Origin of the sequence: Simplicispira sp. (genome assembly GCF_028687295.1) — a bacterium.
GTDB classification, from domain to species: Bacteria; Pseudomonadota; Gammaproteobacteria; order Burkholderiales; family Burkholderiaceae_C; genus Simplicispira; species Simplicispira metamorpha.
Genome location: NZ_JAQUAL010000013.1, coordinates 12,954 through 38,826, shown reverse-complemented (window position 1 = coordinate 38,826; position 25,873 = coordinate 12,954). Strand labels below are relative to the sequence as shown.

Below are 25,873 nucleotides of genomic sequence, written 5' to 3'. Positions count from 1 at the left end.
TTCACCGTCACGCCGCCGCTGACGGTGCGCTGCAACACCGCATCGCGTGTGGCCTCATTGCGGCCAAACCAATACAGCGCCAGGGGCCGTGGCCCGGCGTTGACATGGGCAATGGCCTCATCCAGGCGCTCATAGGTCAGCACCGGCAAGATGGGGCCAAAAATCTCCTCCTGCATCAGCGCCATGGCCGGTGTGGCGCCCCACACCAGCACCGGCGCCATCTGGCGGCTGGTGCCACCATCGAGCACTGCCGTACCCTGCGCAGCACCCGCGCCAGGCGCGGGATCCATGCTTTGCACCTGCGCACCTTGCGCCTGCGCCTGCTGCAACAGCCCTTGCAAACGCGCCAGGTGGCGCTGGCTGAGGATGGCGGCGTAATCCGGGTTGCCGGTGATCTGCGGAAACAACCGCGCCACGGCGGCGCGGTAGGCCTGGGCAAACTCGGCCTTGTGGGCACGTGGCAACAGCACGTAATCGGGGGCAATGCAGGTCTGGCCCGCGTTGAGCAGCTTGCCGTGCGCAATCTTCAGCGCCGCATCTTGCAAATCGCAGTCGGCGTCGATGATGCAGGGTGACTTGCCTCCCAGCTCCAGCGTGGTCGGCGTGAGGTTGGCAGCGGCGGCCTGCGCCACTTTGCGCCCGACAGCGGTGGAGCCGGTAAACACCAAATGGTCAAAAGGCAGGGCGGCAAAGTCGGCGGCCAGGGCCGCGTCGCCTTGCACGACGGCAAACTCATCCGGAGCAAAAAACTGCGCCACCAGCATGGCCAGTTGGGCCGAGGTGTGCGGCGTCAGTTCGCTGGGTTTGAGCAGCACGCGGTTGCCCGCTGCCAGGGCCGTGATGGCCGGAGCCAGGGCCAATTGCACCGGGTAGTTCCACGGCGCAATCACGCCCACCACGCCCAGCGGCTGGCGCTCTGTGCGGGCCTGCGCAGGCTGCAAAAACAAGGGCGTGGACACTTTCTGCGGCTTCATCCAGCGCGGCAGGTGGCGCAGTGTGTGTGACAGCAGGGCGCGCAGCACGAACAAATCGGCCACTTCGGTCAGGCGCGGCGAGCGCACACCAAAATCGGCCTGCACCGCAGCAGCCAGCGCAGGGGCATGCCCGTCCAGCAGCTTGCGCACGCGCCACAGGCGCTCACGGCGCAGCAGCAGGGGCACTTCAACCTGCGCACGGCTGGCCCGGTGCTGGGCATCAAACAGGGCGCGCAAAGGGGTAGCAGTCATGCAACCCATGATAGGGGGCACACCTGCCGCTACCCGTAGGACAAGCGGTCTAAACGCGCGGCTCGCCCGGCTCGCGCGGCTGCACGTCGGTCACGTCGTCTGCGCCGGGCAGCACACCCATGCGCTTGCCGGGCGCTGCGGCGCCAGGGGCCTCATCGGCACCGGTGTGGGTGGCCGTCCAGCGGGTGCGCGTGCGCACCACCGTGCTCCAGCCAGTGCGCGGGTCCACGCGCATGGCCCAGGGGGCGATGGGCTGGCCCGTGAGCCGCGCCCACAAAAAGCGCAGCCCCCAGACCAGCGCCAGCACCAGCGAGAGCACCAGCAAACCGACAAACAGCACCAGCCCCGCCAGCAGCAGCACGCCCCGAACCAACCAGCGGATCAGGCCCGCGACAAAATCGTTCAAGCTATTTCCTTCAAGCAAAAATAGCCGCCAACGCTTGCCAGGCAAGCGCGAGCAGCTATCTATTTTGATAACCAGACCCTGGCCTTCATCAAGCAGGCTGGGCCGCACTGAAGTGGAAAACGCCCGGCTCCAGCACCGGATCGACCTCCACCGCAATCGTGCTCTTGGGGGCAAAACGCCCTTCCAGCAGCAGTTTGGACAACGGGTTCTCAATGCGCTGCTGGATGGCGCGCTTGAGCGGGCGCGCGCCAAACACCGGATCAAACCCCACCTTGGCCAGCTCGGCCAGCGCCGTGTCGGACACGCGCAGCGCCAAGTCCATCTTGGCCAGGCGCCCTTCCAGCAGCTTGAGCTGGATGCGCGCAATCGACTCAATGTGCTTGGCATCCAGCGCGTGGAACACCACCGTCTCGTCGATGCGGTTCAAGAACTCGGGGCGGAAGTGGTTTTTCAGCTCGCCCCACACCGCATCCTTGATGTCCTCGCTGTCCTGGCCCACCATGGCCTGGATCAGGTGCGAGCCGATGTTGCTGGTCATCACGATCACGGTGTTCTTGAAGTCCACGGTGCGGCCTTGGCCGTCCGTGAGGCGGCCATCGTCCAGCACCTGCAAGAGCACGTTGAACACGTCCGGATGGGCTTTTTCTACCTCGTCCAGCAGCAGCACCGAATACGGCTTGCGGCGCACGGCCTCGGTGAGATACCCGCCCTCCTCGTAGCCCACGTAGCCGGGCGGCGCACCGATCAGGCGGGCCACGCTGTGCTTTTCCATGAACTCGCTCATGTCGATGCGCACCAGATGCTCTTCGCTGTCAAACAAAAAGCCCGCCAGCGCCTTGCACAGCTCGGTCTTGCCCACGCCCGTGGGGCCGAGGAACAAAAAGCTGCCCGTGGGCCGGTTCGGGTCAGACAGCCCCGAGCGCGAGCGGCGAATCGCGTTGGCCACGGCGGCAATCGCCTCGTTCTGGCCGACCACGCGCTGGTGCAGTTTGTCCTCCATCACCAGCAGCTTGTCTTTTTCGCCCTGCATCATCTTGGCCACGGGAATGCCGGTGGCACGGCTGACCACCTCGGCGATTTCTTCGGCGCCCACCTGGGTGCGCAGCAGGCGCGGTGCAGGGGCCTGGCCGTCTTTGCCCGCCTCTTTGGCCTGCGCCTCGCTGAGCTTGCGCTCCAGCTCGGGCAGCTTGCCGTATTGCAGCTCGGCCACGCGGTTGAAGTCGCCCTTGCGCGTCAGCTCCTCGATCTGGAAGCGCAGCTTGTCGATTTCCTCACGGATCTGGGCCGAGCCCTGGGCCTGGGCTTTTTCCAGCTTCCAGATTTCATCCAGGTCGGCAATCTCTTTTTGCAGCTTGGCGATTTCTTCGTCGATGAGTTCAAAGCGCTTTTGCGATGCCTCGTCCTTTTCCTTGCGCACGGCTTCGCGCTCGATCTGCAACTGAATCAGGCGGCGGTCGAGCTTGTCCATCACCTCGGGCTTGGAGTCCATCTCGATCTTGATCTTGCTGGCGGCCTCGTCGATCAGGTCGATGGCCTTGTCGGGCAGGAAGCGGTCGGTGATGTAGCGCTGGCTCAGTTCAGCCGCAGCGACGATGGCCGGGTCGGTGATCTCGACGTTGTGGTGTTTTTCGTAGCGCTCTTTGAGGCCGCGCAGGATGGCGATGGTGGCCTCCACGGTGGGCTCGCCGACCAGGATTTTCTGGAAGCGCCGCTCCAGCGCCGCGTCTTTTTCGATGTATTTGCGGTACTCGTCCAGCGTGGTGGCGCCCACGCAGTGCAGCTCGCCCCGGGCCAGCGCGGGTTTGAGCATGTTGCCCGCATCCATCGCGCCCTCGGCCTTGCCCGCGCCCACCATGGTGTGCAGCTCGTCGATGAAGACGATGGTCTGGCCCTCGTCCTGCGACAGCTCTTTGAGCACGGTTTTCAGGCGCTCTTCAAACTCGCCCCGGAACTTGGCCCCGGCCAGCAGCGCGGCCATGTCCAGGGAGAGCACACGCTTGCCCTTGAGCGACTCGGGCACCTCGCCCGCCACGATGCGCTGGGCCAGTCCTTCGACGATGGCGGTCTTGCCCACGCCGGGCTCGCCAATCAGCACTGGGTTGTTTTTGGTGCGCCGTTGCAGCACCTGGATGGCGCGGCGGATTTCATCGTCGCGGCCAATCACCGGGTCGAGCTTGCCCGCGCGGGCGCGCTCGGTCAGGTCGATGCAGTATTTCTTCAACGCCTCGCGCTGGCCTTCGCCCTCGGCGCTGTCCATCTTGGCGCCGCCGCGCACGGCATCAATGGCCGCTTCCAGGCTTTTGCGCGTCAGGCCGTTTTCTTTGGCCACGCGGGCGCCATCGCCCTTGCTGTCGGTCAGTGCCAGCAAGAACAGTTCGCTGGCGATGAAGTTGTCGCCGCGCTTGATGGCTTCTTTTTCGGTGGCTTGCAACACGCGGCCCAGCTCGGGGCCGCCTTGCACCTGCTCCTGGCCTTGCACCTGGGGCAGGCGCTTGACGGCAATTTCGGCGTCTTTGAGCAGCCCGGCCACGTTGGCCCCGGCGCGCTCGAGCAGCGCGCGCGGGCCGTCGTCCTGGCGCAGCAAGGCCACCAGCACGTGGACGGGTTCGATGTAAGCGTGGTCATTGCCCAGCGCCAGCGATTGCGCGTCGGCCAGGGCTTCCTGAAACTTGGTGGTGAGTTTGTCGAGTCGCATGGGTGTTCCTCCGAATGCCTGGGCAGTTGGGGCATGCCCACGCGGTTTTCAAGGCAAGGGCGCGGGCCGATTGCACAGCGCGCTCCCCCAGCGCCATCTTGACACGCTATTTTTTTAATAGCTGTAGGCGCACATCCCGCAAGGCTTGGAGCCGTTTTTGGCTTGAAACTGAAGCCCGCAGCGCCGCTTTCAGGCGTTGCGTGCGGCAATGCCCCAGCGCGCCAGCGCGGCGTCGTCGCTGACGCGCGCATCCACCCACTGCGCCCCCTGGGCGGTTTGCTCTTTCTTCCAGAACGGGGCCTGGGTTTTGAGGTAGTCCATCAAAAACTCGCAGGCTTGAAAGCTCTCGCCCCGGTGCGCGCTGCTCACCGCCACCAGCACGATTTGCTCCAGCGGCGCCAGCAGGCCCACGCGGTGGATGATGCGCGCGCCCAAGATGTCAAAGCGCTGCCGGGCCGCATCGACCATGGCGGCGATGGCTTTTTCGGTCATGCCGGGGTAGTGCTCCAGCTCCAGCGAGGCCACCGCCGCGTCGGGCGCGGGCGCGCTGGTGCCGTGGCGGTCGCGCACGGTGCCGACAAAGCAGCACACCGCCCCCACGCGCGGGTCTTGCGCGCGCAGCGCCGCCAGCTCGGCAGACACATCAAAATCTGCCGTCTGGATGGCGATGTGGACAGGAAACGGGGCGTCGTGGGTCATGGCGGATAGCAATGGCAGGTGGCAAAAAGCAGCGGCCCATGCAGGGCGTGGCGGTGCTGGTGGATAAAGGGCGCACACCGCCGCTCACGGCGAGCGGTGCAGGCGCGGGGCGGCCAGCAGCGCCAGTTCTTCATCGACCACCTTGTCGAGCTGTTTTTGCGCGGGCGTGGCGGGCAGCGCCGCCAGCAAGCCCTGCAAGCGCGCCAGGTCGCCCACCGTGGGCGCCACCTTGATCTGCGCTACGGCAGCGCCCACATTGCCCGATTTGACCAGGGCAAACACTTTGGCTGCCCATTCACTTTTTGCACGTGCCATAAAGGCCTTTCTGTAGAGTTGGCGGGAATGCCGCTAGCATGGCCCGCACTGTAACGCTGCCCTGCACACTATGGCCACCACCACCATCACCACCGAGCACTACCTGCTCTACCCCTCACCGCGCAACGCGCAGAACGTGGTGTTTGCACACCAGCTGTTCCTGCCCTACCCCTACGCCCTGATCCACCTGCCCGACTTTGACCTGAGCGGCCCGTGCAGCCTGTTTGCCGCCTGCCGCACAACCGACCAGAAAATGGGCCAACTGGTGACATTTGAACTGGCGCAAGACCAGGCCCGCTTTGAGCGCCTGTTCACGCCCGACTGAGCGCACGGCCACGCCAGCGCCAGCACCCCAACTGCACCAACCCCACCGCCACCGCGTTTTTTGCCATGGACAACGACAACCAAATCCTGCCGCCGCCGTCTTTCATCGCCCTGTACAGCGACGCGCGCGGCCGCCTGCGCGAAAGCCCGGACGTGGTGCGCGCACGCTACGAGCTGTGCGAAGACCTGGCCACGCACCTGGTCGAACAGGCGCAAACGCTCTACCACGTGCAGGCGCCCTCGGAGTTCGAGGTGCTGCGCCGCATCCACACCGGCCTGTGCAGCGCCGAGTCGGGCCTGGCAAGCGGCGAGGCCACCTGGATCGTCACCCGGCTGGCCGAGTTGCTGGTGTGGCAGTGCCCAGAGCTGCCCACCCCATCGCCCGCGCCCTGACCAGCACGCACCGCCAGCATTCAAAAATGAGAGCTGCTAGCGCGTACCCCTGCTGGCTTTGGCGGTGTTTTGAGGCTGAAACTGTGGATTGGCGCGCGCTGGCAGCTATCTTTTTGGATAGCCAGTGCGGAACTACCCGCCCGTGACCGGAGGAAAAAAGGCCACTTCGGCGCCATCGGTGAGCAGCGCGGTCTCGTCGCTGAGCACCTGGTTGAGCGCCATGCGCACGGCCCGGCCACGCGCCAGGCTGCTGGCGTAGGGGCCGCCGCGTGCAATCAGCGCATCGCGCAGCGCGCCCAGCGTGGTGGCGGTGGTGGGCACGGCCTCGCTGCCCTGGCCCACGGCCTCGCGGATGGAGGCAAAGTAGCGCACGGTGATGGTGTTCATGGCCAGGCCACTCCCCAAAAAACAGCCTGCGCCTGCACGGCGCAGAACACACAGTTGCCAGCCATCACGACAGCAGCTGTGCAAACGGGATAAAGCGCACCGTATCGCCGGGCGCGATGGTCTGGCCAGCGGGGTTGTCCACCACGCCATCGCCCCAGACGGCGGAAGTGAGCACGCCCGAGCTTTGGTTGGCAAACCCATCCAGCCCGCCCTGGGCGTTGTAGCGCACGCGCAAGAATTCGCGGCGTTTATCGGCCTTGGGCTGCGTGAAATCAGCGCGAACAGCTACCGCTTTAGGAGCAACATCCTGCACCCCTTGCAGGCGCAGCAGAAAAGGCCGCACCAGCAGCGCAAAGGTCAGAAAGCTCGACACCGGGTTGCCCGGCAAGCCCATGAAATGCGCGCTGCCCTCGGTGCCCTCGCCGCGCTGGATGCGGCCATAGGCAAACGGCTTGCCCGGCTTCATGGCGATTTGCCACAGCACCAGCTCGCCCAGCGCCTCAACGGCGGGCTTGATGTGGTCTTCCTCGCCCACGCTGACGCCACCGCTGGTCAGAATCAGGTCGTGGCCGCTGCTGGCGCTGCGCAGCGCAGCGATGGTGGCCTCGCGCTGGTCGGGCACGATGCCCAGGTCAGTGACCTCGCAGCCCAGGCGCAGCAGCATGGCGCGCAAAAAGAAACGGTTGCTGTTGTAGATGGCGCCGGGGCGCATCTGCGCGGGCGGCACGTCGCCGGGCATGACCAGCTCGTCGCCCGTGGAAAACAGCGCCACGCGGGGCCGGCGCGCCACCTGCAATTGCGCCAGGCCGATGCCGGCGGCCAGGCCCAGTTCAGCGGGCGACAGGCGCGTGCCCGCGTGCAACACGACAGCGCCCTGCGTGATGTCTTCGCCCGCACGGCGAATCCACTGGCCGGCCTGGGGCACGGCGTTGGCGCGCACGCGGCCATCCTCCAGTGCCTCGCAGTCTTCCTGCATCAGCACGGCATCGGCGCCGGGGGGAACGGGCGCGCCGGTGAAGATGCGCGCCGCCGTGCCCGGCTGCAACGGCGCAGCGGCGCTGCCCGCCGCAATGCGCTGCGACACCGGCAGCACCGCGCCGGGCGCGGCCATGTCGGCACAGCGCAGGGCGTAGCCGTCCATGGCGCTGTTGTCCTGGGGCGGCACTTGCAGGGGCGATGTGGCGCTGTGCAGCAGCACGCGGCCATCGGCATCGAAGGTAGCGACGGTGTCGGCGCCCGGCAGCAGCGTGGCCTGCGCCAGCAGTTCGGCCAGGGCGGTGTCCAGGGGTTTGAGCGGCGCTCTCATGAGAGTAACCCGGCGTGCAGATCCCAGTCGTACTCCAGGCGGTCGGCGCTGGCCAGCAGCCACTCGGCCACCTGTGACGGGGCGTTGAGATCGAGAATGGGCAGTTGCGTGGGCTGGGGCAGCTGCGCGGGCAGCTCGGTGGCCACGGCGATGACGAAATCGTCTTCGGGGTAGCGCACGGGCCAGGGCGACTGGCCGGGCTCGGGGGCGCGCCAGACTTCGATCTTGGGCAGGTCGCTGTCCTTGAAGCCCTCCACCAGCACCCAGTCCACGCCCTGGTACAGCTCGGCCAGCAGGTGGTGGACGCTGAGCTGCGCGGGCCGCTCGAACTCGCGCATCAGCGCCAGGCGCTGGTCTGAGGCGATCACCACCTCGAAGGCACCTGCCTGGCGGTGGCGCCAGCTGTCTTTGCCCGCGTGGTCGATGTCAAAGTGGTGGTGCGCATGCTTGGCCACCGAAACGCGCAGGCCACGCAAGCGCAGCTCGGGGATGAGCTGCTCGACCAGGGTGGTTTTGCCGCAGCCAGAGAATCCGGCAAAGCCGACAACCTTCATACCAAGCCCTCGTTGCTATTGATTAGATAGCTGCTTGCGCTTACCAGGCAAGCGCTGCAGCCGTTTTTGACCATTAATCGCAGTGGCGTGCAATGTAGGCCTTGACCACGTCGGCATCGGCGGGCATGACCTGTACGCGCTTGGGCAGGTCTTCAATGCCAGCGAACTTGGCCGGGCGATCGGGCGCGTGGCCCAAGGCTTCTTCAATGGTCTCGGCAAACTTGATGGGCAGGGCGGTTTCCAGCACCAGCATGGGCACACCGGGCGTGGTGTGTGCGCGCGCCACTTTCACGCCGTCGGCGGTGTGGGTGTCGATGGTCATGCCAAAGCGCTGGAAGGTGTCGCGGATGGTGGCCAGGCGGTCGGCGTGCGTGCTCTTGCCGCTGACGAAGCCGTAGCGGGCGGCGGCATCGGCAAAGGCCGGGTCGGCGCTGAGGTCAAAACGGCCCTCACGCGCCAGCGCGTCGCCAAACAGCGCCTGCACGCGGGCACCGTCGCGGCCCAGCAGGTCGAACACAAAGCGCTCGAAGTTGCTGGCCTTGCTGATGTCCATGGAGGGGCTGGAAGTTTCGTGCGTATCCGCGCTGCCACGCACGCGGTACACGCCGGTGCGGAAGAACTCGTCGAGCACGTCGTTCTCGTTGGTGGCCACCACCAGCTTGTCGATGGGCAAGCCCATGCTGCGCGCCACATGGCCCGCGCAGACGTTGCCGAAGTTGCCGCTGGGCACGGTGAAGCTGACTTTTTCGTGGTTCTCTTCGGTGGCCTGGATGTAGCCCGCAAAGTAGTACACCACCTGCGCCAGCAAGCGCGCCCAGTTGATGGAGTTGACGGTGCCGATCTTGTACTTGTGCTTGAAGGCGTGGTCGTTGCTCACGGCCTTGACGATGTCCTGGCAGTCGTCAAACACCCCTTCGATGGCGATGTTGTGGATGTTCTCGTCTTGCAGGCTGAACATCTGCGCCTGCTGGAAGGCGCTCATGCGCCCGTGCGGGCTGGTCATGAACACGCGCACCCCGGCCTTGCCGCGCATGGCGTATTCGGCCGCGCTGCCGGTGTCGCCGCTGGTGGCGCCCAGGATGTTCAGCTGTTCGCCCCGGCGGGCCAGTTCGTATTCGAACAAGTTGCCCAGCAGCTGCATGGCCATGTCCTTGAAGGCCAGCGTGGGGCCGTTGGACAGGGCTTCGAGCCACAGGCTGTCTTCCAGGTGGCGCAGGGGCACGATCTCGCCGGTGCCAAAGACTTCGGCGGTGTACGTTTTGGCGCACAGGGCCTTGAGGTCGGCAACCGGGATGTCGTCGATGTAGAGCGACAACAGCTGGAACGCCAGCTCGGCGTAGCCCTGCTCGTGGTAGGCCGTGCGCAGGCGGGTGAGCATGGCGCCATCCACTTGCGGATAGTGCTCGGGCAGGTACAGGCCGCCGTCGGGCGCCAGGCCCTCCAGCAAGATGTCGCAGAAGTGCTTGCGGTCGGGGTGGCCGCGGGTGGACAGGTAGAGCATCAGTTCAGCTCCTCCTTGCGGATGCGCGTGATCGTTGCCAGCACGGTGGGCAGGGCCTGCATTTGCGCGATGGCCTGGTCCATGGTGCCCTCGCGCGTGTCGTGCGTGAGGATGATGAGGTCGGTTTGCGTGGAGCCTTCGCCGCCCACTTCATCGGCCTCGCGTTGCAGCAGGGCGTCGATGCTGATGCCAGCGCCAGCCAGAATGCCGGTCACTTTGGCCAGCACGCCAGCCTGGTCGGCCACGCGCAGGCGCAGGTAGTAGCTGGTGACGACTTCGCTCATGGGCAGCACGGGCAGGCTGTCCATGGCGGCGTCCAGCGTGTGCGGCTGGAAGGCCAGGTGCGGCACGCGGTTGAGCGGGTCTACGGTGTGCAGGCGGGTGATGTCCACCAGATCGGCAATCACGGCGCTGGCGGTGGGCTCGGAGCCCGCGCCCTTGCCGTAGTACAGCGTGGTGCCCACGGCATCGCCGTTGACCATCACGGCGTTCATGGCGCCTTCGACGTTGGCGATCAGGCGCTTGGACGGCACCAGGCTGGGGTGTACGCGCAGCTCAATGCCCTTGTCAGTGCGCTTGGTGATGCCCAGCAGCTTGATGCGGTAGCCCAGCTGCTCGGCGTATTTGATGTCGGCGGCGCCCAGCTGGGTGATGCCCTCGACGTAGGCCTTGTCGAACTGCACCGGAATGCCAAAAGCGATGGCGCTCATGATGGTGGCCTTGTGCGCGGCGTCCACGCCTTCGATGTCGAAGGTGGGGTCGGCCTCGGCGTAGCCCAGGCGCTGCGCTTCCTTGAGCACCACGTCAAAGTCCAGGCCCTTGTCGCGCATCTCCGAGAGGATGAAGTTGGTGGTGCCGTTGATGATGCCGGCCAGCCACTGGATGCGGTTGGCCGTCAGGCCCTCGCGCAGCGCCTTGATGATCGGAATGCCCCCGGCCACGGCGGCCTCGAAGGCCACCATCACGCCTTTGGCAGATGCCGCAGCAAAAATCTCGGTGCCGTGCACGGCCAGCAGCGCCTTGTTGGCCGTGACCACGTGCTTGCCCGCCGCAATGGCTTCGAGCACCAGGGCCTTGGCCACGCCGTAGCCGCCGATCAGCTCGACCACGATGTCGATATCGGGGTTGGCGATGATGGCGCGGGCGTTGTTCACCACTTGCACGCCAGCGCCCACTACGCTCTTGGCACGCTCCACGTCCAGATCAGCCACCATGGTGATCTCTATGCCCCGACCCGCACGGCGGCGGATCTCTTCCTGGTTGCGTCGCAGTACGTTGAAAACGCCGCTACCGACGGTGCCGATGCCCAGCAGGCCTACTTGGATGGGTTTCATGGGTTTTACCAGTCAAAAAAGGCTGTAGCGCTTGATGGATATGCGCCAACAGCTATCAAAAAATGAGTATCAATCGGTACCGTGGCGTTTGCGGTACTGCTCCAGGAACTTGGCTACGCGGCCAATGGCCTCGCGCAGGTCGGCCTCGTGGGGCAAAAAGACGATGCGAAAGTGGTCGGGCGCGTTCCAGTTGAAGCCCGTGCCCTGCACCAGCATGACGCGGGTTTCTTGCAACAGTTCCAGGAAGAACTGCTGGTCGTCCTCAATGGGGTACACCTTGGGGTCGAGGCGCGGGAACATGTACAGCGCCGCCTGGGGCTTGACGCAGCTCACGCCCGGAATTTGTGTGATGAGCTGGTGCGCCAGATCGCGCTGTTTGCGCAGGCGCCCGCCCTCGCAGACCAGCTCGTTGATGCTCTGGTGGCCGCCCAACGCGGTCTGGATGGCCCACTGGCCCGGCACGTTGGCGCACAGGCGCATGTTCGAGAGCATGTTCAGGCCCTCGATGTAGTCGCGCGCAGGCTTTTTGTCGCCCGACACCACCAGCCAGCCCGCGCGGTAGCCGCAGGAACGGTAGGCTTTGGACAGCGAGTTGAAGGTGAGCGTGAGCACGTCCTCGCTCAGGCTGGCCAGCGGGGTGTGTTTGGCGCCGTCGTACAGCACCTTGTCGTAGACCTCGTCGGCAAAAATCACCAGACCGTGCTCGCGCGCAATGGCGACGATGCCCTTGAGCAGCTCGTCGGAATACAGCGCGCCCGTGGGGTTGTTGGGGTTGATGACGACGATGCCCTTGGTACGTGGCGTGACCTTGGCACGGATGTCATTGAGGTCAGGCATCCAGCCGTTGGCCTCGTCGCACAAATAGTGCACCGGGGTGCCGCCCGAGAGGCTGGCCGCCGCCGTCCACAGCGGGTAGTCGGGCGATGGCAAGAGCAACTCATCGCCCGTATCAAGCAGGGCGTTGGTGGCCATCACGATCAACTCGCTGGCGCCGTTGCCCAGGTAAATGTCTTCCAGCGTCACGCCCTTGATGCCCTGCTTTTGCGTCTCGTGCATCACGGCTTTGCGGGCGGCAAAAATGCCTTTGCTGTCGGAGTAGCCCGCCGAAGTAGGCAGGTTGCGGATCATGTCCTGCTGGATTTCTTCGGGTGCATCAAAACCGAACACGGCCAGGTTGCCGATGTTGAGCTTGATGATCTTGTGGCCGTCTTCTTCCATCTGCTTGGCCGCATCCATGATCGGGCCCCGGATGTCGTAGCAGACGTTGGCGAGCTTGGCGGATTTCTGGATGGGTTTCATGCGCGGATGTGACAACAAAGGGCCATGGACGCGCCAGAGCACTCGGCTACCTGGCGAAACCTATAATTTGACCACAGTTCAGCCTCCGGCCAGGGCCTTGCCCCGCGCTCTGGCCCCATCCCTTTCTTCCCATGAAATTCCAACCCGACAGAACCGACGCACACAGCATCACTGGCTACGGCCCCGGCTGGATCAGCGTGGGGGCTGAAAAAATCACCTCCAGCCTGGTACTGGGCGCGCGTGGTCTGCGCATGCCCTGGCCCTGCGCCCGCTTTGAAGACCTGGCACCCGCACACTTTGCCCAGCTGGCCGAACTGGACGCCGAACTGATCATCTTTGGCAGCGGCGCACGCGGTCGTTTTGCCCCCGCACAGTGGCTACAACCGCTGATGCTGCGGCGCATCGGCATCGAAACCATGGACACCCCGGCAGCCTGCCGCACCTACAACATTCTGGCGGGAGAAGGCCGCAATGTGATCGCGGCACTGCTTCTTGAGCAGCCTGTCCAGCAGGGCTGAAAACGTTTCGGGGTAAAATGCTGGGTTGCGGTCGGGGGCATCCAGCAGAAGAAAACACCACATCCTCCGGCTTATCAACGACCACACCCTGAGAGATTGAAGTTATATGGCGATCGTTGTCAACAAGCCCCTCCCCGAATTTGAAGCCAACGCAACCGGCGGGATCAAGGTGTCCAACACATCCCACAATGGGCAAGTGATGATCCTGTACTTCTATCCCAAGGACAACACGCCCGGCTGCACCACGGAAGCCATGCAGTTCCGCGACAAGTACAAAGACTTTGTCAAGGCCGGCGCAGCGGTGTTTGGCGTGTCGCGCGACAACATGAAGTCGCACGACGAGTTCAAGGAAAAGCTCGAACTGCCCTTCGAGTTGATTGCCGACACCGAAGAAAAAATGTGCCACATGTTCGGCGTGGTCAAGAACAAGATCATGTATGGCAAGAAGGTCAAGGGCATCGAGCGCAGCACCTTCCTGATCAACGAAGAAGGCATCCTCACGCACGAATGGCGCGGCCTGAAAGTGCCCGGCCACGTGGAAGAAGTGCTCAAGGCCGTCAAATCGCTCAAGGCACTGAAAAAAGCCGCTTGAGCTGCGCTGGCGGCCTGCGGCAGCGGTCAGGGTGGTGGTGCCGTGCACACCGTCACTGCTGCCATGCATAATGGCCCGATGCCGCTGCCCCCTGCGACACCCTCTTCACGCGACCAAGCCGCCTGGGCATCCAGGCGGCTTTTTGCTTTTTGAACCTCTTGATACCGAGGCTTTTGACCATGCCCTTGCCCCCTGCCCCCACCCGGCGCGCTGCCCTGCTGGCTCCCGAGGACTACAACACCCCCGCGCGCAAACGCACCAGCACACGCACAGCAGCCACTGAGCACCCCGCTACTGCGGCGGTCGATACACCCGCTGTATCCACAGAAACTGCCGCTGTTGCCAGCCCCACGGCCAGTGCAGACCAGAGCACGGTGCGCAGCAGCACCTCAGCCCGATCAGGCCGTGGTCGCCGCACCACCAACGCAACCGGCACCGCCGCAACGCAAGCGGCCGCCACCAGCACGCGCCCCCGCCGCGGCACCAGCGCCACGGCCGCACCGGTGGTAGCAACCGAAGTCGCCACCCCGCTGGCCGCAACCACTGCCGCGACCCCAACGCCCACCCCAGCAGTTGCCACGCCAGCACCCGCACCGCGCAGCCGCAAGACCCGCGGCACCGGCCCCAAAAAGCTGTTCGTGCTCGACACCAACGTACTGCTGCACGACCCCACCTGCCTGTTCCGCTTTGAAGAACACGACATCTACCTGCCGATGATCGTTCTCGAAGAGCTGGATGCGCACAAAAAAGGCATGACCGAAGTGGCCCGCAATGGCCGCCAGGTCAGCCGCTCGCTGGATGCGCTGGCCGCCACACAAGGCGCCGACATCGGCAAGGGCCTCAAGCTGGATTCCACCGGTCAGCGCGCTGCGGGCGGCTGCCTGTTCTTCCAGACAGCGGCACTGGACTACCAGCTGCCCACCAGCCTGCCCCAGGGCAAGGCCGACAACCAGATCCTGGGCGTGGTCGAGGCCCTGCGCCAACAGCACGCGCCGCGCGAGGTGGTGCTGGTGTCCAAAGACATCAATATGCGCGTCAAGGCCCGCGCGCTGGGCCTGCCCGCTGAGGACTACCAGAACGACAAAGCCCTCGAAGACGACGACCTGCTGTACTCGGGCCTGCTGGCCCTGCCCGCCGACTTCTGGAGCCGCAACGGCAAAGCGGTAGAAAGCTGGCAAAGCGGCCCACACACCTACTACCGCATCAGCGGCCCCATCGTGGCGCAACTGATGATCAACCAGTTTGTCTATTTCGAAGCGCCCGGCGAGCCCAGCCTGTACGCCCGCGTGAGCGAAATCCGCGACAAAACCGCCGTCCTGAAAACCCTCAAAGACTACGGCCATGCCAAAAATGCCGTCTGGGGCGTGACCACCCGCAACCGCGAGCAAAACTTTGCCGTCAACCTGCTGATGGACCCGGACATCGACTTCGTCACCCTGACCGGCACGGCAGGCACCGGCAAGACGCTGATGGCGCTGGCTGCGGGCCTGACGCAGGTGCTGGACGAGCGCCGCTACACCGAAATCATCATGACCCGCGCCACCGTGAGCGTGGGCGAAGACATCGGCTTTCTGCCCGGCACCGAAGAAGAAAAAATGGGCCCCTGGATGGGCGCGCTGGACGACAACCTGGAGTTCCTGGCCAAGGGCGATGGCGGCAACGCGGGCGAATGGGGCCGCGCTGCCACCAACGAGCTGATCCGCAGCCGCATCAAGATCAAGAGCATGAACTTCATGCGCGGGCGCACTTTCATGAACAAGTACGTCATCATCGACGAGGCGCAAAACCTCACGCCCAAGCAGATGAAAACGCTCATCACCCGCGCCGGCCCGGGCACCAAGATCATCTGCATGGGCAACCTGGCGCAGATCGATACGCCCTACCTGACCGAGGGCTCCTCGGGCCTGACCTTTGCCGTAGACCGCTTCAAAGGCTGGCCACACAGCGGCCACATCACGCTGGCACGCGGCGAACGCTCGCGCCTGGCCGACTTTGCCAGCGAGGTGCTGTAAGCGCGCTGCCGCATTGCGGCTTTGAAACCAAAAGAGCTGCCAGGGCACGTACAGCGTGCGCTGGCAGCTCTTTTCTTTATAGCAAACTTGACTCTGGCCATCTACGCCATGCCATACCCGATGGCGATGGTCTGGCCCGCAAGCCATGCCTTCATTGCTATATAAAACATAGCTGTTGGCGCGCACCACGCAAGGGCCAGAGCCTTGTTTGATTAAAAATCGTCGCTTGACCCCATGGCCAGGCTCTCAAAGCGCGTCTGCGACTTCTGGAAGAACAGCTTGACGGTGCCGGTGGGGCCATTGCGCTGCTTGCCAATGATGACCTCGGCCACATTGGGCTCCTTGCTGTCTTTGTTGTAGTAATCGTCGCGGTAGATGAACATGATGATGTCGGCATCCTGCTCAATCGCACCCGAGTTGTGCGTGACGATGCCATCATTGGCAATCCAGCAGGCCGGGCCGGGCACTGTCAGGTCATAAACCGGCTCGGTACCCGCCTCCTCCACGCTGACCACCGTGTCCCAGAACAGGTCGGACTGTGCATCAGCAGCACGCTCCCCAGTTTGGCGTGCCAGCGCCAGCCGATTGCCGATATGGATGTTCTGTAACTCCTGCCAGCCTGATCCAGTCATAAAGCGGTGCTTGGCCGTGGCACGGATGCTGCGCCCGCTGGCCAAGTGAAGGCGCCACACCGGCTTTTCGCCTACCTGCCAGACCAGGTCAGATTGCGCCTGCACCAGTTTCTGGTTGGAACCCACGGCGTGTACCCAGGGCTGCTGCCCGACCAGTTCGGCAATAGGCACTCTGCGACCATCGGCCAGCCAGACCAGGGTATCGCCGGTCACGCACTCACGCAGATCGCTCATCATCGGGCGCTTGTCGGTGCGCTGCTCCACGCTGCGGTTGAGCTGCGACAGCGCAATCACCGGGCATTGCAGCTCTTTGGCCAGCATCTTCAGACCGCGCGAGATTTCGCCCAGTTCGGTGGCACGGTTTTCCCCTTGCGAGCCCGCCGAACCGCTCATCAGCTGCAGGTAGTCCACCACAATCAGGCCCAGCTTGCCGCACTGGCGCGCCAGGCGCCGGGCATTGGCACGCAGCTCGCTGGGCGTCAGACCGGGGGTTTCGTCGATGTGCAGCGAGACGGTGCGCAGTTTTTCGATGGCCTCGGTCAGGCGCGGCCACTCGTCATCGGTCAGCTTGCCGGTGCGCAAATGCCCCTGGTCGATGCGGCCAATCGAACCCACCACGCGCACCGCCAACTGCGCCGCACCCATTTCCATCGAGAAAATGGCCACCGGCAGGCCCTCATTGAGCGCCACATGCTCGGCAATGTTCACAGCGAAGGCTGTGTTGTGCGTCACCACATCGTCGTTGGTGATGTACAGGCGCTGCGGGTGGCTGACGGCAATGCACTGGCAGGGCGCCTGGCGCACCGGCTCAATGGCGCTGATGGTCAGGCGCCGCTGGCGCGTCCACTGCTGGGGCGCGCGCGCTTGCTTGTCGGACAGCAAAAACAGCGACTGCGGCTCTGGGTGGGCAATGTTGCAAACATAGGCCGGCAAGCCCGGCACCCGCTGCCCGGCCACGTTGGTGTAGTGCGGCTGCTTCTGCGCGATGGAGCACCACGCCCCCAGCGAGCGCGCCAGCGCGGCCACACCCTGCGCCAGCTGGGCGCTGGTGGTGCAAAAGCGCACGCTGCCCCAGCGCTCCACCCAGCCATCGGTATCGAGCAGCCCGCGCAGCAAGTCCAGGCGCGCTGCGCGGTGGGCCTCCAGGTACAGCGGTGGGATGAATTTCTGGTCGCTGGTCAGGCCCGACAGGCGCAGGCCCTCCAGCGCCACGCGCAGCGGGTTGGGCTGCATGCCCACCCAACCTTTCACACGCGCGCGGTCGCGGCGCACCACGCGGTAGTCGTAGGCTTGGTCATGTACCACCTCCAGATCGTCATCCAGACGCTCTTGCAGGCGCTGCAGCATTTCGGCAGAGGCAGTGGAAAACTTCACCGTGCCAGTGCCGCTCAGGCCGCCATCGCCCAGCAGACTGCCCAGCACCCAGGGGTCGATGGGCAAGGGGTCATGGTGGCCAAAATCGCCCGAAGCCGACTCTATCCAGAGGCGGTTTTGGTAGCGCTTCCGCTCCAGCAGCGCCATCAACTGCGCAGTGCTGAGCACGCGCGGCTGCGGCCAGTGGCGGCACAGCACACGCCACAAATGCTCGGCGCAACATTCAGCGGATCGGCCATCAGAAAAACGCACCCGAAACACCTGCCGTACCCCTTGCGGAAAGATGCCAGTGACGATGGACGGGCTTCCGTCCACCGAGGCTAGGGCATCGCCCACCTCCAGATCGCCCATGCGCTTCCAGCCACCCCGGGTGCGTACCTGCGCGTCCAGCGGTTGCGCCTTGCCCATGGACGGGCGCGCCGCCAGCACCACCATATCGCCCGCTTGCAGGCCCGAGGTCATACGATCGAGGTCGATGAAACCGGTGGGCACGCCGGTGATGTCGTTGGGGTTGTCGGCCATCTCCTGCACGCGGTCCAGCAGATCGACCACCAGGGTGTCCATGGCCTGAAAGCCCTGCTTCATGCGCGAGCCTTCTTCACCGATGTTGAAGATTTTTTGCTCGGCCTCGTCCAGTATCTTGTCCACTGGCCGCCCCTGCGGGTTGAAGGCGTTGGTGGCGATCTCGTCGCTGGCCGTCACCAGTTTGCGCAGGATGGAGCGCTCGCGCACGATTTCGGCATAGCGGCGGATGTTGCTGGCGCTGGGCACGTACTGCGCCAGCGAGTTCAGGTAGGCCAGGCCACCTATTTCCTCGGCCTTGCCCAGGCTTTGCAGCTGCTCGTACACGGTGATCACGTCGGCGGGCTTGCTGGCGTTGATCAGCTTGGCAATGGCCGCAAAAATCAGCTGGTGCTCGTGGCGGTAAAAGTTGTCCTCGACCAGCAAATCGCCTACGCGGTCCCAGGCGTTGTTGTCCAGCAGCAGGCCACCGAGCACGCTCGACTCGGCCTCGATGGAATGCGGCGGCACGCGCAGCTGCGAGATTTCGCGGTCATAGGGCGGGGCAAAGTCGCCCTCGGGGGGCATGAAAGCATCAGACATGGGGTTCCTTGGGGCTGGCCGGGGATGCTAGTCCTGCGCCGCCCGCCTGTCATCGGACAACCCTGCGGACAAGCGGTGGAAATGCAGTGGCAAAAACAAAAAACCGCCCGAAGGCGGTTGCTGGGTGGCGCAGGGCGCGATCAGGCGGTTTCGCCGTACACCGAAACGGTGAATTCCACGACCACGTCGGTGTGCAGTGCCACGCTGACCGTGTTGTCGCCAATGGTCTTGATGTGGCCATTGGGCAGACGGATTTGCGATTTGGCAACCTTGTAGCCTTGCTTGTTCATCTCTTCAGCGATGTCGCTGTTGGTGACCGAACCGAACAGACGGCCATCCACACCAGCCTTTTGCGTCAGCTTGAACACCTTGCCGGCGATCTTTTCGCCTTCGGCTTGGCACTGGGCCAGCTTCTCAGCAGCGGCTTTTTCCAGTTCGGCGCGCTTGGCTTCGAACTCGGCCTTGGCAGCTGCCGTGGCGCGGCGGGCGCGGCCCGTGGGGATCAGGAAGTTGCGGGCGTAGCCGTCTTTGACCTTGACCAGGTCGCCGAGGTTACCGAGGTTCACAACCTTGTCGAGCAGGATGATTTGCATGGGTTGTGCTCCTTAGATCTTGTGCTGGTCGCTGTAAGGCACCAGGGCCAGGAAGCGGGCACGCTTGATGGCGGTATTGAGCTGGCGCTGGAAGATGGCGCGCGTGCCGGTCAGGCGTGCGGGGATGATCTTGCCGTTTTCAGCGATGAAATCGCGCAGGGTGTCCACGTCTTTGTAGTCGATTTCTTCGACGCCAGTGACGGTGAAGCGGCAGAAGCGCTTGCGCTTGAACAGCAGCGATTGGGTATTGCGCTTGGGGCGCTTGTCTTTGTTGAATTTCTTGAACGTGGCCATTGCGGACCTCTTGAAAATTAATCTTGTTGAATATCCTGAACGTGGAACACGGCATGCTTGCCGTTGCGGGGAGTGGCCAGAAAGCCGGTGAAGCGCCAGAGGCTACCCATGGGCTGCTTGGCCAATCGCTCGGCCATCGCACCAAAAGCCACTGCTTTCACGGCCGCCTTGACTTCGCGCTGCTGCCCGGCTTCTTGCTGCGAAGAGCTGTGCTCCAGGCGCAGTTCAATGGCGGGCAATCCGGCGGGCGTGAATCGCAAGGCTTGGGCCTCAGCGATGCAGGCGGTCAGGACAACGTGGTTTTCCACTCCCTTGGCAAGCCTGGTGCTCAGCGTTCGCCGGAAGCGGCGTATTCCGCTTGGCTGGCCTTGCGGGCTTCTTCGCGCTCGACGGTCTTCATCATGGAAGAGGGGCCGGTCTCAGCCTTCTTCTTTTGCACGGTGAGGTGGCGCAGCACGGCGTCGTTGAACTTGAAGGCGTGCTCCAGTTCAGCCATCACAGCCTGGTCGGCTTCGATGTTCACGCACAGGTAGTGGGCCTTGGCCAGCTTGTTGATCAGGTACGCCAGTTGACGGCGGCCCCAGTCTTCCACGCGGTGGACTTGGCCACCACCGGCGACGATCATGCCCTTGTAGCGCTCGAGCATGGCAGGAACCTGCTCGCTTTGATCCGGATGGATCAACAAAATGATTTCGTAATGACGCATGCATACTCCTTCTGGTTTAGGGAGCCACCCACTGCGTCTGTAGCGGTGTGGCAAGGCAAAGCCAATGATTATAGTCTAGGCGGCAAGCACCTGTACACTTACACGGCCTATGGCACAGCCACTGCGGGCCAGTGGCGGCCACCGCAGACCACCCTCTGCTTGAAATCCACGGCGACAGCCCCAGATGTGCCACGCACATTGTTTCTTTGCCTCCACCACAGAATCTTCGACATGTCTGAAAACACCTCTTCCGCTCCCGCCGCCCAGGCAGCCCCTGAAGAAATGGAAGCCGCCATGGCCGCCCGCACGTCGGACGAAATTGCGCGCCTGCAATCCGAACTGGCTGAACTCAAGGCCAAAAGCGCCGATCTGGCCGACCAGTTCCTGCGCGCCAAAGCCGAAGCAGAAAACGCCCGCCGCCGTGCTGAAGACGAAGTCTCCAAAGCCCGAAAATTCGGCATTGAGGGGTTTGCCGAAAACCTGTTGCCCGTAGCAGACAGCCTGGATGCGGCCCTGGCCCTGCCCAATGCCACCGCCCAACAGCTGCGCGAAGGCACGGACGCCACCTTGCGTCAGCTGCACTCGGCCCTGGAGCGCAACAAGGTAGTGGCCATCAACCCGGCTGCGGGCGAGAAGTTCGATCCCAACTTCCACCAGGCCATCAGCGTGGTGCCGGCAGCACAAGAGGCCAACACCGTGGTCAGCGTGTTGCAAAAAGGCTATGTCATCGCAGACCGCATCCTGCGCCCCGCGCTGGTCACGGTCACCGCGCCAAAATAAAAAACGCTCCCAGTGGCTTGAACCTGGCCAGGTCAGCCACACGTTAGAAACCATCCATTCATACAAGCATCGCGGAGAAAAATATGGGAAAAATCATCGGTATTGACTTGGGCACGACCAACAGCTGCGTGGCCATCATGGAGGGCAACACCACGCGCGTGATCGAAAACAGCGAAGGCGCCCGCACCACGCCCTCCATCATTGCTTACCAGGAAGATGGCGAGATTCTGGTCGGCGCCTCGGCCAAGCGCCAGGCCGTCACCAACCCCAAAAACACCATCTACGCTGCCAAGCGCCTGATTGGCCGCAAGTTCACTGAAAAAGAAGTGCAAAAGGACATCGACCTGATGCCCTACTCCATCGTGGCTGCCGACAACGGCGACGCCTGGATTGAAGTGCGCGGCCAAAAGCTGGCACCGCCCCAAATCAGCGCCGAAGTGCTGCGCAAGATGAAGAAGACCGCCGAGGACTACCTGGGCGAACCCGTCACCGAGGCCGTCATCACCGTGCCCGCCTACTTCAACGATGCTCAGCGCCAAGCCACCAAGGACGCTGGCCGCATCGCTGGCCTGGATGTCAAGCGCATCATCAACGAGCCCACCGCCGCTGCACTGGCCTTTGGCCTGGACAAGGCCGAAAAGGGCGACCGCAAGATTGCCGTCTACGACCTGGGCGGTGGCACGTTCGACGTGTCCATCATTGAAATTGCCGACGTCGATGGCGAAAAGCAGTTTGAAGTGCTGTCCACCAACGGCGATACCTTCCTGGGCGGCGAAGACTTCGACCAGCGCGTGATCGACTTCATCATTGCCGAGTTCAAGAAAGACCAGGGCGTTGACCTGTCCAAGGACGTGCTGGCCCTGCAACGCCTGAAAGAAGCCGCGGAAAAGGCCAAGATCGAGCTGTCCAACTCGGCCTCCACCGACATCAACCTGCCCTACGTCACCGCTGATGCCTCGGGCCCCAAGCACCTGAACATCAAGCTCACGCGCGCCAAGCTCGAAAGCCTGGTCGATGAACTGATCGAGCGCACCATGGCCCCTTGCCGCATGGCCATCAAGGATGCGGGCATCAGCGTCTCGGACATCAACGATGTGATTTTGGTCGGCGGCATGAGCCGCATGCCCAAGGTGCAGGAAAAAGTCAAAGAGTTCTTTGGCCGCGAACCCCGCAAGGACGTGAACCCCGACGAGGCCGTGGCCGTGGGCGCTGCCATCCAGGGCCAGGTGCTGTCGGGCGATCGCAAGGACGTGCTGCTGCTGGACGTGACGCCACTGTCCCTGGGCATCGAGACGCTGGGCGGCGTGATGACCAAGATGATCACCAAGAACACCACGATCCCGACCAAGTTCGCGCAGACCTTCTCCACCGCTGACGACAACCAGCCTGCCGTGACTATCAAGGTGTTCCAGGGCGAGCGTGAAATCGCGGCAGGTAACAAGCTGCTGGGCGAGTTCAACCTCGAAGGTATCCCGCCCGCAGCACGTGGCACACCGCAAATTGAAGTCTCTTTCGACATCGACGCCAACGGTATCCTGCACGTGGGCGCCAAGGACAAGGCCACAGGCAAAGAGAACAAGATCACCATCAAGGCCAACTCGGGTATTTCGGAAGAAGAAATCCAGCAAATGGTCAAGGATGCGGAACTGAACGCTGCCGACGACAAGAAAAAGCTCGAGCTGGTGCAAGCGCGCAACCAGGGCGAAGCGGCCGTTCACAGCGTCCACAAGAGCCTGACCGAGCATGGCGACAAGCTCGATGCCGGTGAAAAATCGGCCATTGAAGCGGCGGTAAAAGCCCTGGAAGAAGCCCTCAAGGGCGACGACAAGGCTGCCATTGAGGAAAAGACCACGGCCCTGATGGCCGCCAGCCAGAAGCTGGGCGAGAAGATGTACGCTGACAGCCAGGCAGCACAAGGTGCCGCTGGTGCCAGCGCCTCAGATGCGCAAGCTGGTGGCCACGCCTCCTCCGGCGCCAGCAAGGCCGACGACGACAACGTGGTAGATGCTGAAGTCAAGGAAGTCAAAAAGGGCTAAGCAGCGCTTGCGTTGACCCCAAGCCGCCGCGCTGGGCCCTGACAAGGGCGCCCAGCGCGGCGTTCCTGTTCCAACCGAGCCCCCATATCCATGTCTAAAAGAGACTATTACGAAGTCCTCGGCGTTGCCAAGAACGCCTCTGAGGAAGAGATCAAAAAGGCGTATCGCAAGCTGGCGATGAAGCACCACCCTGACCGCAACCAGGGCGATGCCAGCAAAGCGGCTGAAGAAAAGTTCAAAGAGGCCAAAGAAGCCTACGAGATGCTTTCGGATGCACAAAAGCGCGCCGCTTATGACCAGTACGGCCATGCGGGTGTGGACCCGAACATGCGCGGCCCGGGCGGTGCGGGCGCGGAAGGCTTTGGTGGTTTTGCCGAGGCTTTTGGCGACATTTTTGGCGACATGTTCGGCCAGACGGGCGGGCGCGGTCGCGGCGCGGGTGGCCGCCAGGTGTACCGGGGCAGCGACCTGAGCTACGCCATGGAAGTGACGCTGGAAGAAGCGGCCAAAGGCAAGAACGCAGAAATCCGCATCCCCTCGTGGGAGTCCTGCGACACCTGCCACGGCAGCGGCGCCAAACCCGGCACCAGCGCCAAAACCTGCGGCACCTGCGCAGGCAGCGGCACGGTGCAGATGCGCCAGGGCTTTTTCAGCGTGCAGCAAACCTGTCCGCACTGCCGGGGCACGGGCAAGATCATTCCCGAGCCCTGCACCACCTGCCAAGGCCAGGGCAAAGTCAAAAAGCAGAAAACGCTGGAAGTCAAAATCCCGGCGGGCATTGATGACGGTATGCGCATCCGCAGCACCGGCAACGGAGAGCCTGGCACCAACGGCGGGCCACCGGGCGACCTGTACATCGAAATCCGCCTGAAAAAGCACGACATCTTCGAGCGCGATGGCGACGACCTGCACTGCCAGGTGCCCGTGAGCTTCATCACGGCAGCGCTGGGCGGCGAGATTGAAGTGCCCACGCTGGCAGACAAGGTGGCCATCGACATCCCCGAAGGCACGCAGGCGGGCAAGCAGTTCAGGCTGCGCGGCAAGGGCATCAAGGGCGTGCGCTCCAGCTACCCCGGCGACCTGTACTGCCACATTGCTGTGGAAACACCCGTCAAGCTGACCGAGCACCAGCGCAAACTGCTGCGCGAACTGGACGAGTCGCTCAAAAAAGGCGGCGGACGCCACTCGCCCAGCGGCGAGAGCTGGGCCGATCGGCTGAAGAACTTCTTCAAGCCCTGAGCCACCGCTTCTGCGGGCGCCCACCCCAGCGCCCTGCCCCACACACCGCCCGTGCCAGCCAGCCCGGGCGGTTTTTGCTTTCAGCGGTAGCGCCGCATGGCCCTTTGCTGCCACAAGCGATAGGATGGCCCGCACACACTTGAAGGAGCCTTGCCATGCCCGTCCGCATAACCTTCCTCGGTGGCGCCTGCACCGTCACCGGCTCCAAGTACCTGGTCACACACCAAGGCCAGCGCCTGCTGCTCGACTGCGGGCTGTTCCAGGGCTACAAGCCGCTGCGCCTGCGCAACTGGCAACCGCTGCCCGTGGCGCCCAGCCAGATCGACGCCGTGGTGCTCACGCACGCGCACCTGGACCACAGCGGCTACCTGCCCCTGCTGGTGCGCGATGGCTACACCGGCCCCATCCACAGCACGGCGGGCACGCGCGACCTGTGCGCCATCTTGCTGCCCGACAGTGGCCATTTGCAGGAAGAAGACGCCGCCTTCCTCAACCGCCACCAGCTCTCGCAGCACACGCCTGCGCTGCCGCTCTACACCCGGCTGGATGCGCAGCATTGCCTGCAACAGTTCCAGGCACACGCCTTTTCGCAGCCGTTTGAGCCCCTTCCCGGCTGGCGTGTGACCTTCTCGCCTGCGGGCCATATCCTGGGCGCAGCCACCGTGCTGCTGGAAGTGGGCGGGCGGCGCATTCTGTTCTCTGGCGACCTGGGCCGCCCCGACGACCTGATCATGAACCCGCCCGAGGCGCCGCCCCAGGCCGATACCGTGCTCATCGAGTCCACCTACGGCGACCGCCAGCACCCCGCCGAAGACACCTTGCATGCGCTGGGCGAAGCCCTGCAACGCCTGGCCCGGCGCGGCGGCGTGGCCGTGGTGCCCGTCTTTGCCGTTGGCAGGGCGCAAACGGTGCTGCACGCCATCCATCTGCTCAAGGTGCAAGGGGTGGTGCCCGCAGCGCTGCCAGTGTTTCTCGACAGCCCCATGGCTGTCAGTACCACCGGGCTGTTTGAGAAGCACCTGGGCGAACACCGCCTCAGCGCCCGCGAAGCGCGGGCCCTCTCGCACGGCGCCACCATGGTGCAGACCACCGACGAATCCAAAGCCCTGGCGCGCCGCCACGGCCCCATGGTGATTTTGTCGGCCAGCGGCATGGCCACCGGCGGGCGCGTGCTGCACCACCTGGCGCTCTACGCCAGCGACCACCGCAACATGGTGATCCTGACCGGCTACCAGGCGCACGGCACGCGCGGTGCGCGCATTGCCAACGGCGAGAAAACCATCCGCATCCACGGCCAGGATGTGCGCATCGGTGCCGAAGTAGTGCAGCTCAGCAGTGCCTCGGCCCATGCCGATGCCGACCAGACGCTGGCCTGGCTGCGCCGCATGCCGCACGCGCCGCAGCAGGTGTACGTGGTGCATGGCGAAATCGGTGCCGCCGACACGCTGCGCCAGCGCATAGAACATGAGCTGCGCTGGCACGCCAGCGTGCCCGAGCACGCCAGCACCGGCCCGGCCTGAACACGGGCCATGCCCTGGCGGCGCGCGCCAGCCG

25 protein-coding genes are annotated in these 25,873 nt (G+C 64.1%); 9 read left to right on the top strand and 16 right to left on the bottom strand.

Translation table 11 applies throughout. The annotated features are described in order from the left end of the window. From PHX69_RS03110 to PHX69_RS03090, 5 genes are all read right to left on the bottom strand, one after another. The coding region (locus tag PHX69_RS03110) for an aldehyde dehydrogenase family protein (RefSeq protein WP_288042324.1) at positions 1 to 1,226 on the bottom strand (1,226 nt) is incomplete at its 3' end. Between the two features lie 49 nt (positions 1,227 to 1,275). Next, positions 1,276 to 1,632 carry a hypothetical protein gene (locus PHX69_RS03105; RefSeq protein ID WP_119013906.1) on the bottom strand — a complete coding sequence of 119 codons (357 nt, stop codon included), beginning with the start codon at positions 1,630 to 1,632 and terminating at the stop codon, positions 1,276 to 1,278. An 88-nt stretch (positions 1,633 to 1,720) separates the two neighbouring features. Then, positions 1,721 to 4,327, bottom strand: a complete 2,607-nt coding sequence (gene clpB / locus PHX69_RS03100) for an ATP-dependent chaperone ClpB (RefSeq protein WP_288042323.1) — start codon at positions 4,325 to 4,327, stop codon at positions 1,721 to 1,723. A 189-nt stretch (positions 4,328 to 4,516) separates the two neighbouring features. After that, positions 4,517 to 5,026 (bottom strand): molybdenum cofactor biosynthesis protein MoaE, encoded by a 510-nt coding sequence (locus tag PHX69_RS03095; protein ID WP_288042322.1) that lies wholly within the window; start codon positions 5,024 to 5,026, stop codon positions 4,517 to 4,519. An 84-nt stretch (positions 5,027 to 5,110) separates the two neighbouring features. Further along, a complete protein-coding gene (locus PHX69_RS03090) occupies positions 5,111 to 5,341 on the bottom strand; it encodes a hypothetical protein (RefSeq protein ID WP_119013903.1) in 231 nt (76 codons plus the stop codon). A 70-nt stretch (positions 5,342 to 5,411) separates the two neighbouring features. Between PHX69_RS03090 and PHX69_RS03085 the strand changes: the two genes are divergently transcribed. Together PHX69_RS03085 and PHX69_RS03080 are read left to right on the top strand one after the other, a co-directional pair. Further along, positions 5,412 to 5,666 carry a hypothetical protein gene (locus tag PHX69_RS03085; protein WP_288042321.1) on the top strand — a complete coding sequence of 85 codons (255 nt, stop codon included), beginning with the start codon at positions 5,412 to 5,414 and terminating at the stop codon, positions 5,664 to 5,666. A 65-nt stretch (positions 5,667 to 5,731) separates the two neighbouring features. Further along, the gene (locus PHX69_RS03080; RefSeq protein ID WP_119013901.1) at positions 5,732 to 6,058 is read left to right on the top strand and encodes a hypothetical protein; all 327 of its coding nucleotides are present in this window, start codon (positions 5,732 to 5,734) and stop codon (positions 6,056 to 6,058) included. Positions 6,059 to 6,190: 132 nt separating this feature from the next. Here the strand turns inward: PHX69_RS03080 and moaD are convergent, their stop codons facing one another. The 6 genes from moaD to PHX69_RS03050 form a co-directional block, all read right to left on the bottom strand. Further along, positions 6,191 to 6,445 carry a molybdopterin converting factor subunit 1 gene (gene moaD / locus PHX69_RS03075; protein ID WP_288042320.1) on the bottom strand — a complete coding sequence of 85 codons (255 nt, stop codon included), beginning with the start codon at positions 6,443 to 6,445 and terminating at the stop codon, positions 6,191 to 6,193. Positions 6,446 to 6,509: 64 nt separating this feature from the next. After that, positions 6,510 to 7,751: a molybdopterin molybdotransferase MoeA gene (locus tag PHX69_RS03070; protein WP_288042318.1), complete on the bottom strand. Its 1,242-nt coding sequence runs from the start codon at positions 7,749 to 7,751 to the stop codon at positions 6,510 to 6,512. Further along, positions 7,748 to 8,305: a molybdopterin-guanine dinucleotide biosynthesis protein B gene (gene mobB, locus PHX69_RS03065; RefSeq protein ID WP_119013898.1), complete on the bottom strand. Its 558-nt coding sequence runs from the start codon at positions 8,303 to 8,305 to the stop codon at positions 7,748 to 7,750. The genes PHX69_RS03070 and mobB overlap by 4 nt, the downstream gene beginning before the upstream one ends. Positions 8,306 to 8,378: 73 nt before the next feature. Then, the gene (thrC, locus tag PHX69_RS03060; protein ID WP_288042317.1) at positions 8,379 to 9,806 is read right to left on the bottom strand and encodes a threonine synthase; all 1,428 of its coding nucleotides are present in this window, start codon (positions 9,804 to 9,806) and stop codon (positions 8,379 to 8,381) included. After that, on the bottom strand, positions 9,806 to 11,140 hold the full coding sequence (locus PHX69_RS03055; RefSeq protein ID WP_119013896.1) for a homoserine dehydrogenase: 1,335 nt from the start codon (positions 11,138 to 11,140) through the stop codon (positions 9,806 to 9,808). Before PHX69_RS03055 ends, thrC begins: the two co-directional genes overlap by 1 nt. 69 nt (positions 11,141 to 11,209) lie before the next feature. Next, complete coding sequence (locus tag PHX69_RS03050) at positions 11,210 to 12,439, bottom strand: pyridoxal phosphate-dependent aminotransferase (protein WP_119013895.1); 1,230 nt, start codon at positions 12,437 to 12,439, stop codon at positions 11,210 to 11,212. 131 nt (positions 12,440 to 12,570) lie between these two features. Here PHX69_RS03050 and PHX69_RS03045 point away from each other — a divergent pair, with 131 nt between their 5' ends. The 3 genes from PHX69_RS03045 (at position 12,571) to PHX69_RS03035 (ending at position 15,561) form a co-directional block, all read left to right on the top strand. Continuing rightward, on the top strand, positions 12,571 to 12,957 hold the full coding sequence (locus PHX69_RS03045; protein ID WP_288042316.1) for an Mth938-like domain-containing protein: 387 nt from the start codon (positions 12,571 to 12,573) through the stop codon (positions 12,955 to 12,957). A 106-nt stretch (positions 12,958 to 13,063) separates the two neighbouring features. Continuing rightward, on the top strand, positions 13,064 to 13,549 hold the full coding sequence (locus PHX69_RS03040; protein ID WP_119013893.1) for a peroxiredoxin: 486 nt from the start codon (positions 13,064 to 13,066) through the stop codon (positions 13,547 to 13,549). Positions 13,550 to 13,728: 179 nt separating this feature from the next. Then, entirely contained in the window at positions 13,729 to 15,561 is a 1,833-nt protein-coding gene (locus tag PHX69_RS03035; RefSeq protein WP_288042315.1) for a PhoH family protein, read from the top strand. Positions 15,562 to 15,773: 212 nt separating this feature from the next. Here the strand turns inward: PHX69_RS03035 and dnaB are convergent, their stop codons facing one another. The 5 genes from dnaB to rpsF form a co-directional block, all read right to left on the bottom strand. Beyond that, entirely contained in the window at positions 15,774 to 18,656 is a 2,883-nt protein-coding gene (gene dnaB, locus PHX69_RS03030; RefSeq protein WP_288042326.1) for a replicative DNA helicase, read from the bottom strand. A gap of 155 nt (positions 18,657 to 18,811) precedes the next feature. Continuing rightward, positions 18,812 to 19,264 (bottom strand): 50S ribosomal protein L9, encoded by a 453-nt coding sequence (gene rplI, locus PHX69_RS03025; protein WP_119013891.1) that lies wholly within the window; start codon positions 19,262 to 19,264, stop codon positions 18,812 to 18,814. Between the two features lie 12 nt (positions 19,265 to 19,276). Then, entirely contained in the window at positions 19,277 to 19,558 is a 282-nt protein-coding gene (gene rpsR, locus PHX69_RS03020; protein ID WP_005795932.1) for a 30S ribosomal protein S18, read from the bottom strand. Between the two features lie 17 nt (positions 19,559 to 19,575). Beyond that, positions 19,576 to 19,866, bottom strand: a complete 291-nt coding sequence (gene priB / locus PHX69_RS03015) for a primosomal replication protein N (protein WP_119013890.1) — start codon at positions 19,864 to 19,866, stop codon at positions 19,576 to 19,578. A gap of 20 nt (positions 19,867 to 19,886) precedes the next feature. Continuing rightward, positions 19,887 to 20,264, bottom strand: a complete 378-nt coding sequence (rpsF, locus tag PHX69_RS03010) for a 30S ribosomal protein S6 (protein WP_119013889.1) — start codon at positions 20,262 to 20,264, stop codon at positions 19,887 to 19,889. Between the two features lie 231 nt (positions 20,265 to 20,495). Between rpsF and grpE the strand changes: the two genes are divergently transcribed. The 4 genes from grpE to PHX69_RS02990 all read left to right on the top strand — a co-directional run bounded on the left by grpE (position 20,496) and on the right by PHX69_RS02990 (position 25,839). Further along, entirely contained in the window at positions 20,496 to 21,044 is a 549-nt protein-coding gene (grpE, locus tag PHX69_RS03005) for a nucleotide exchange factor GrpE (protein ID WP_119013888.1), read from the top strand. Between the two features lie 83 nt (positions 21,045 to 21,127). After that, positions 21,128 to 23,080 carry a molecular chaperone DnaK gene (gene dnaK / locus PHX69_RS03000; RefSeq protein WP_288042313.1) on the top strand — a complete coding sequence of 651 codons (1,953 nt, stop codon included), beginning with the start codon at positions 21,128 to 21,130 and terminating at the stop codon, positions 23,078 to 23,080. A gap of 90 nt (positions 23,081 to 23,170) precedes the next feature. Beyond that, complete coding sequence (dnaJ, locus tag PHX69_RS02995; protein ID WP_288042312.1) at positions 23,171 to 24,319, top strand: molecular chaperone DnaJ; 1,149 nt, start codon at positions 23,171 to 23,173, stop codon at positions 24,317 to 24,319. A 155-nt stretch (positions 24,320 to 24,474) separates the two neighbouring features. Beyond that, a complete protein-coding gene (locus PHX69_RS02990; protein ID WP_288042311.1) occupies positions 24,475 to 25,839 on the top strand; it encodes an MBL fold metallo-hydrolase RNA specificity domain-containing protein in 1,365 nt (454 codons plus the stop codon). The last annotated feature ends 34 nt before the right edge of the window (positions 25,840 to 25,873 follow it).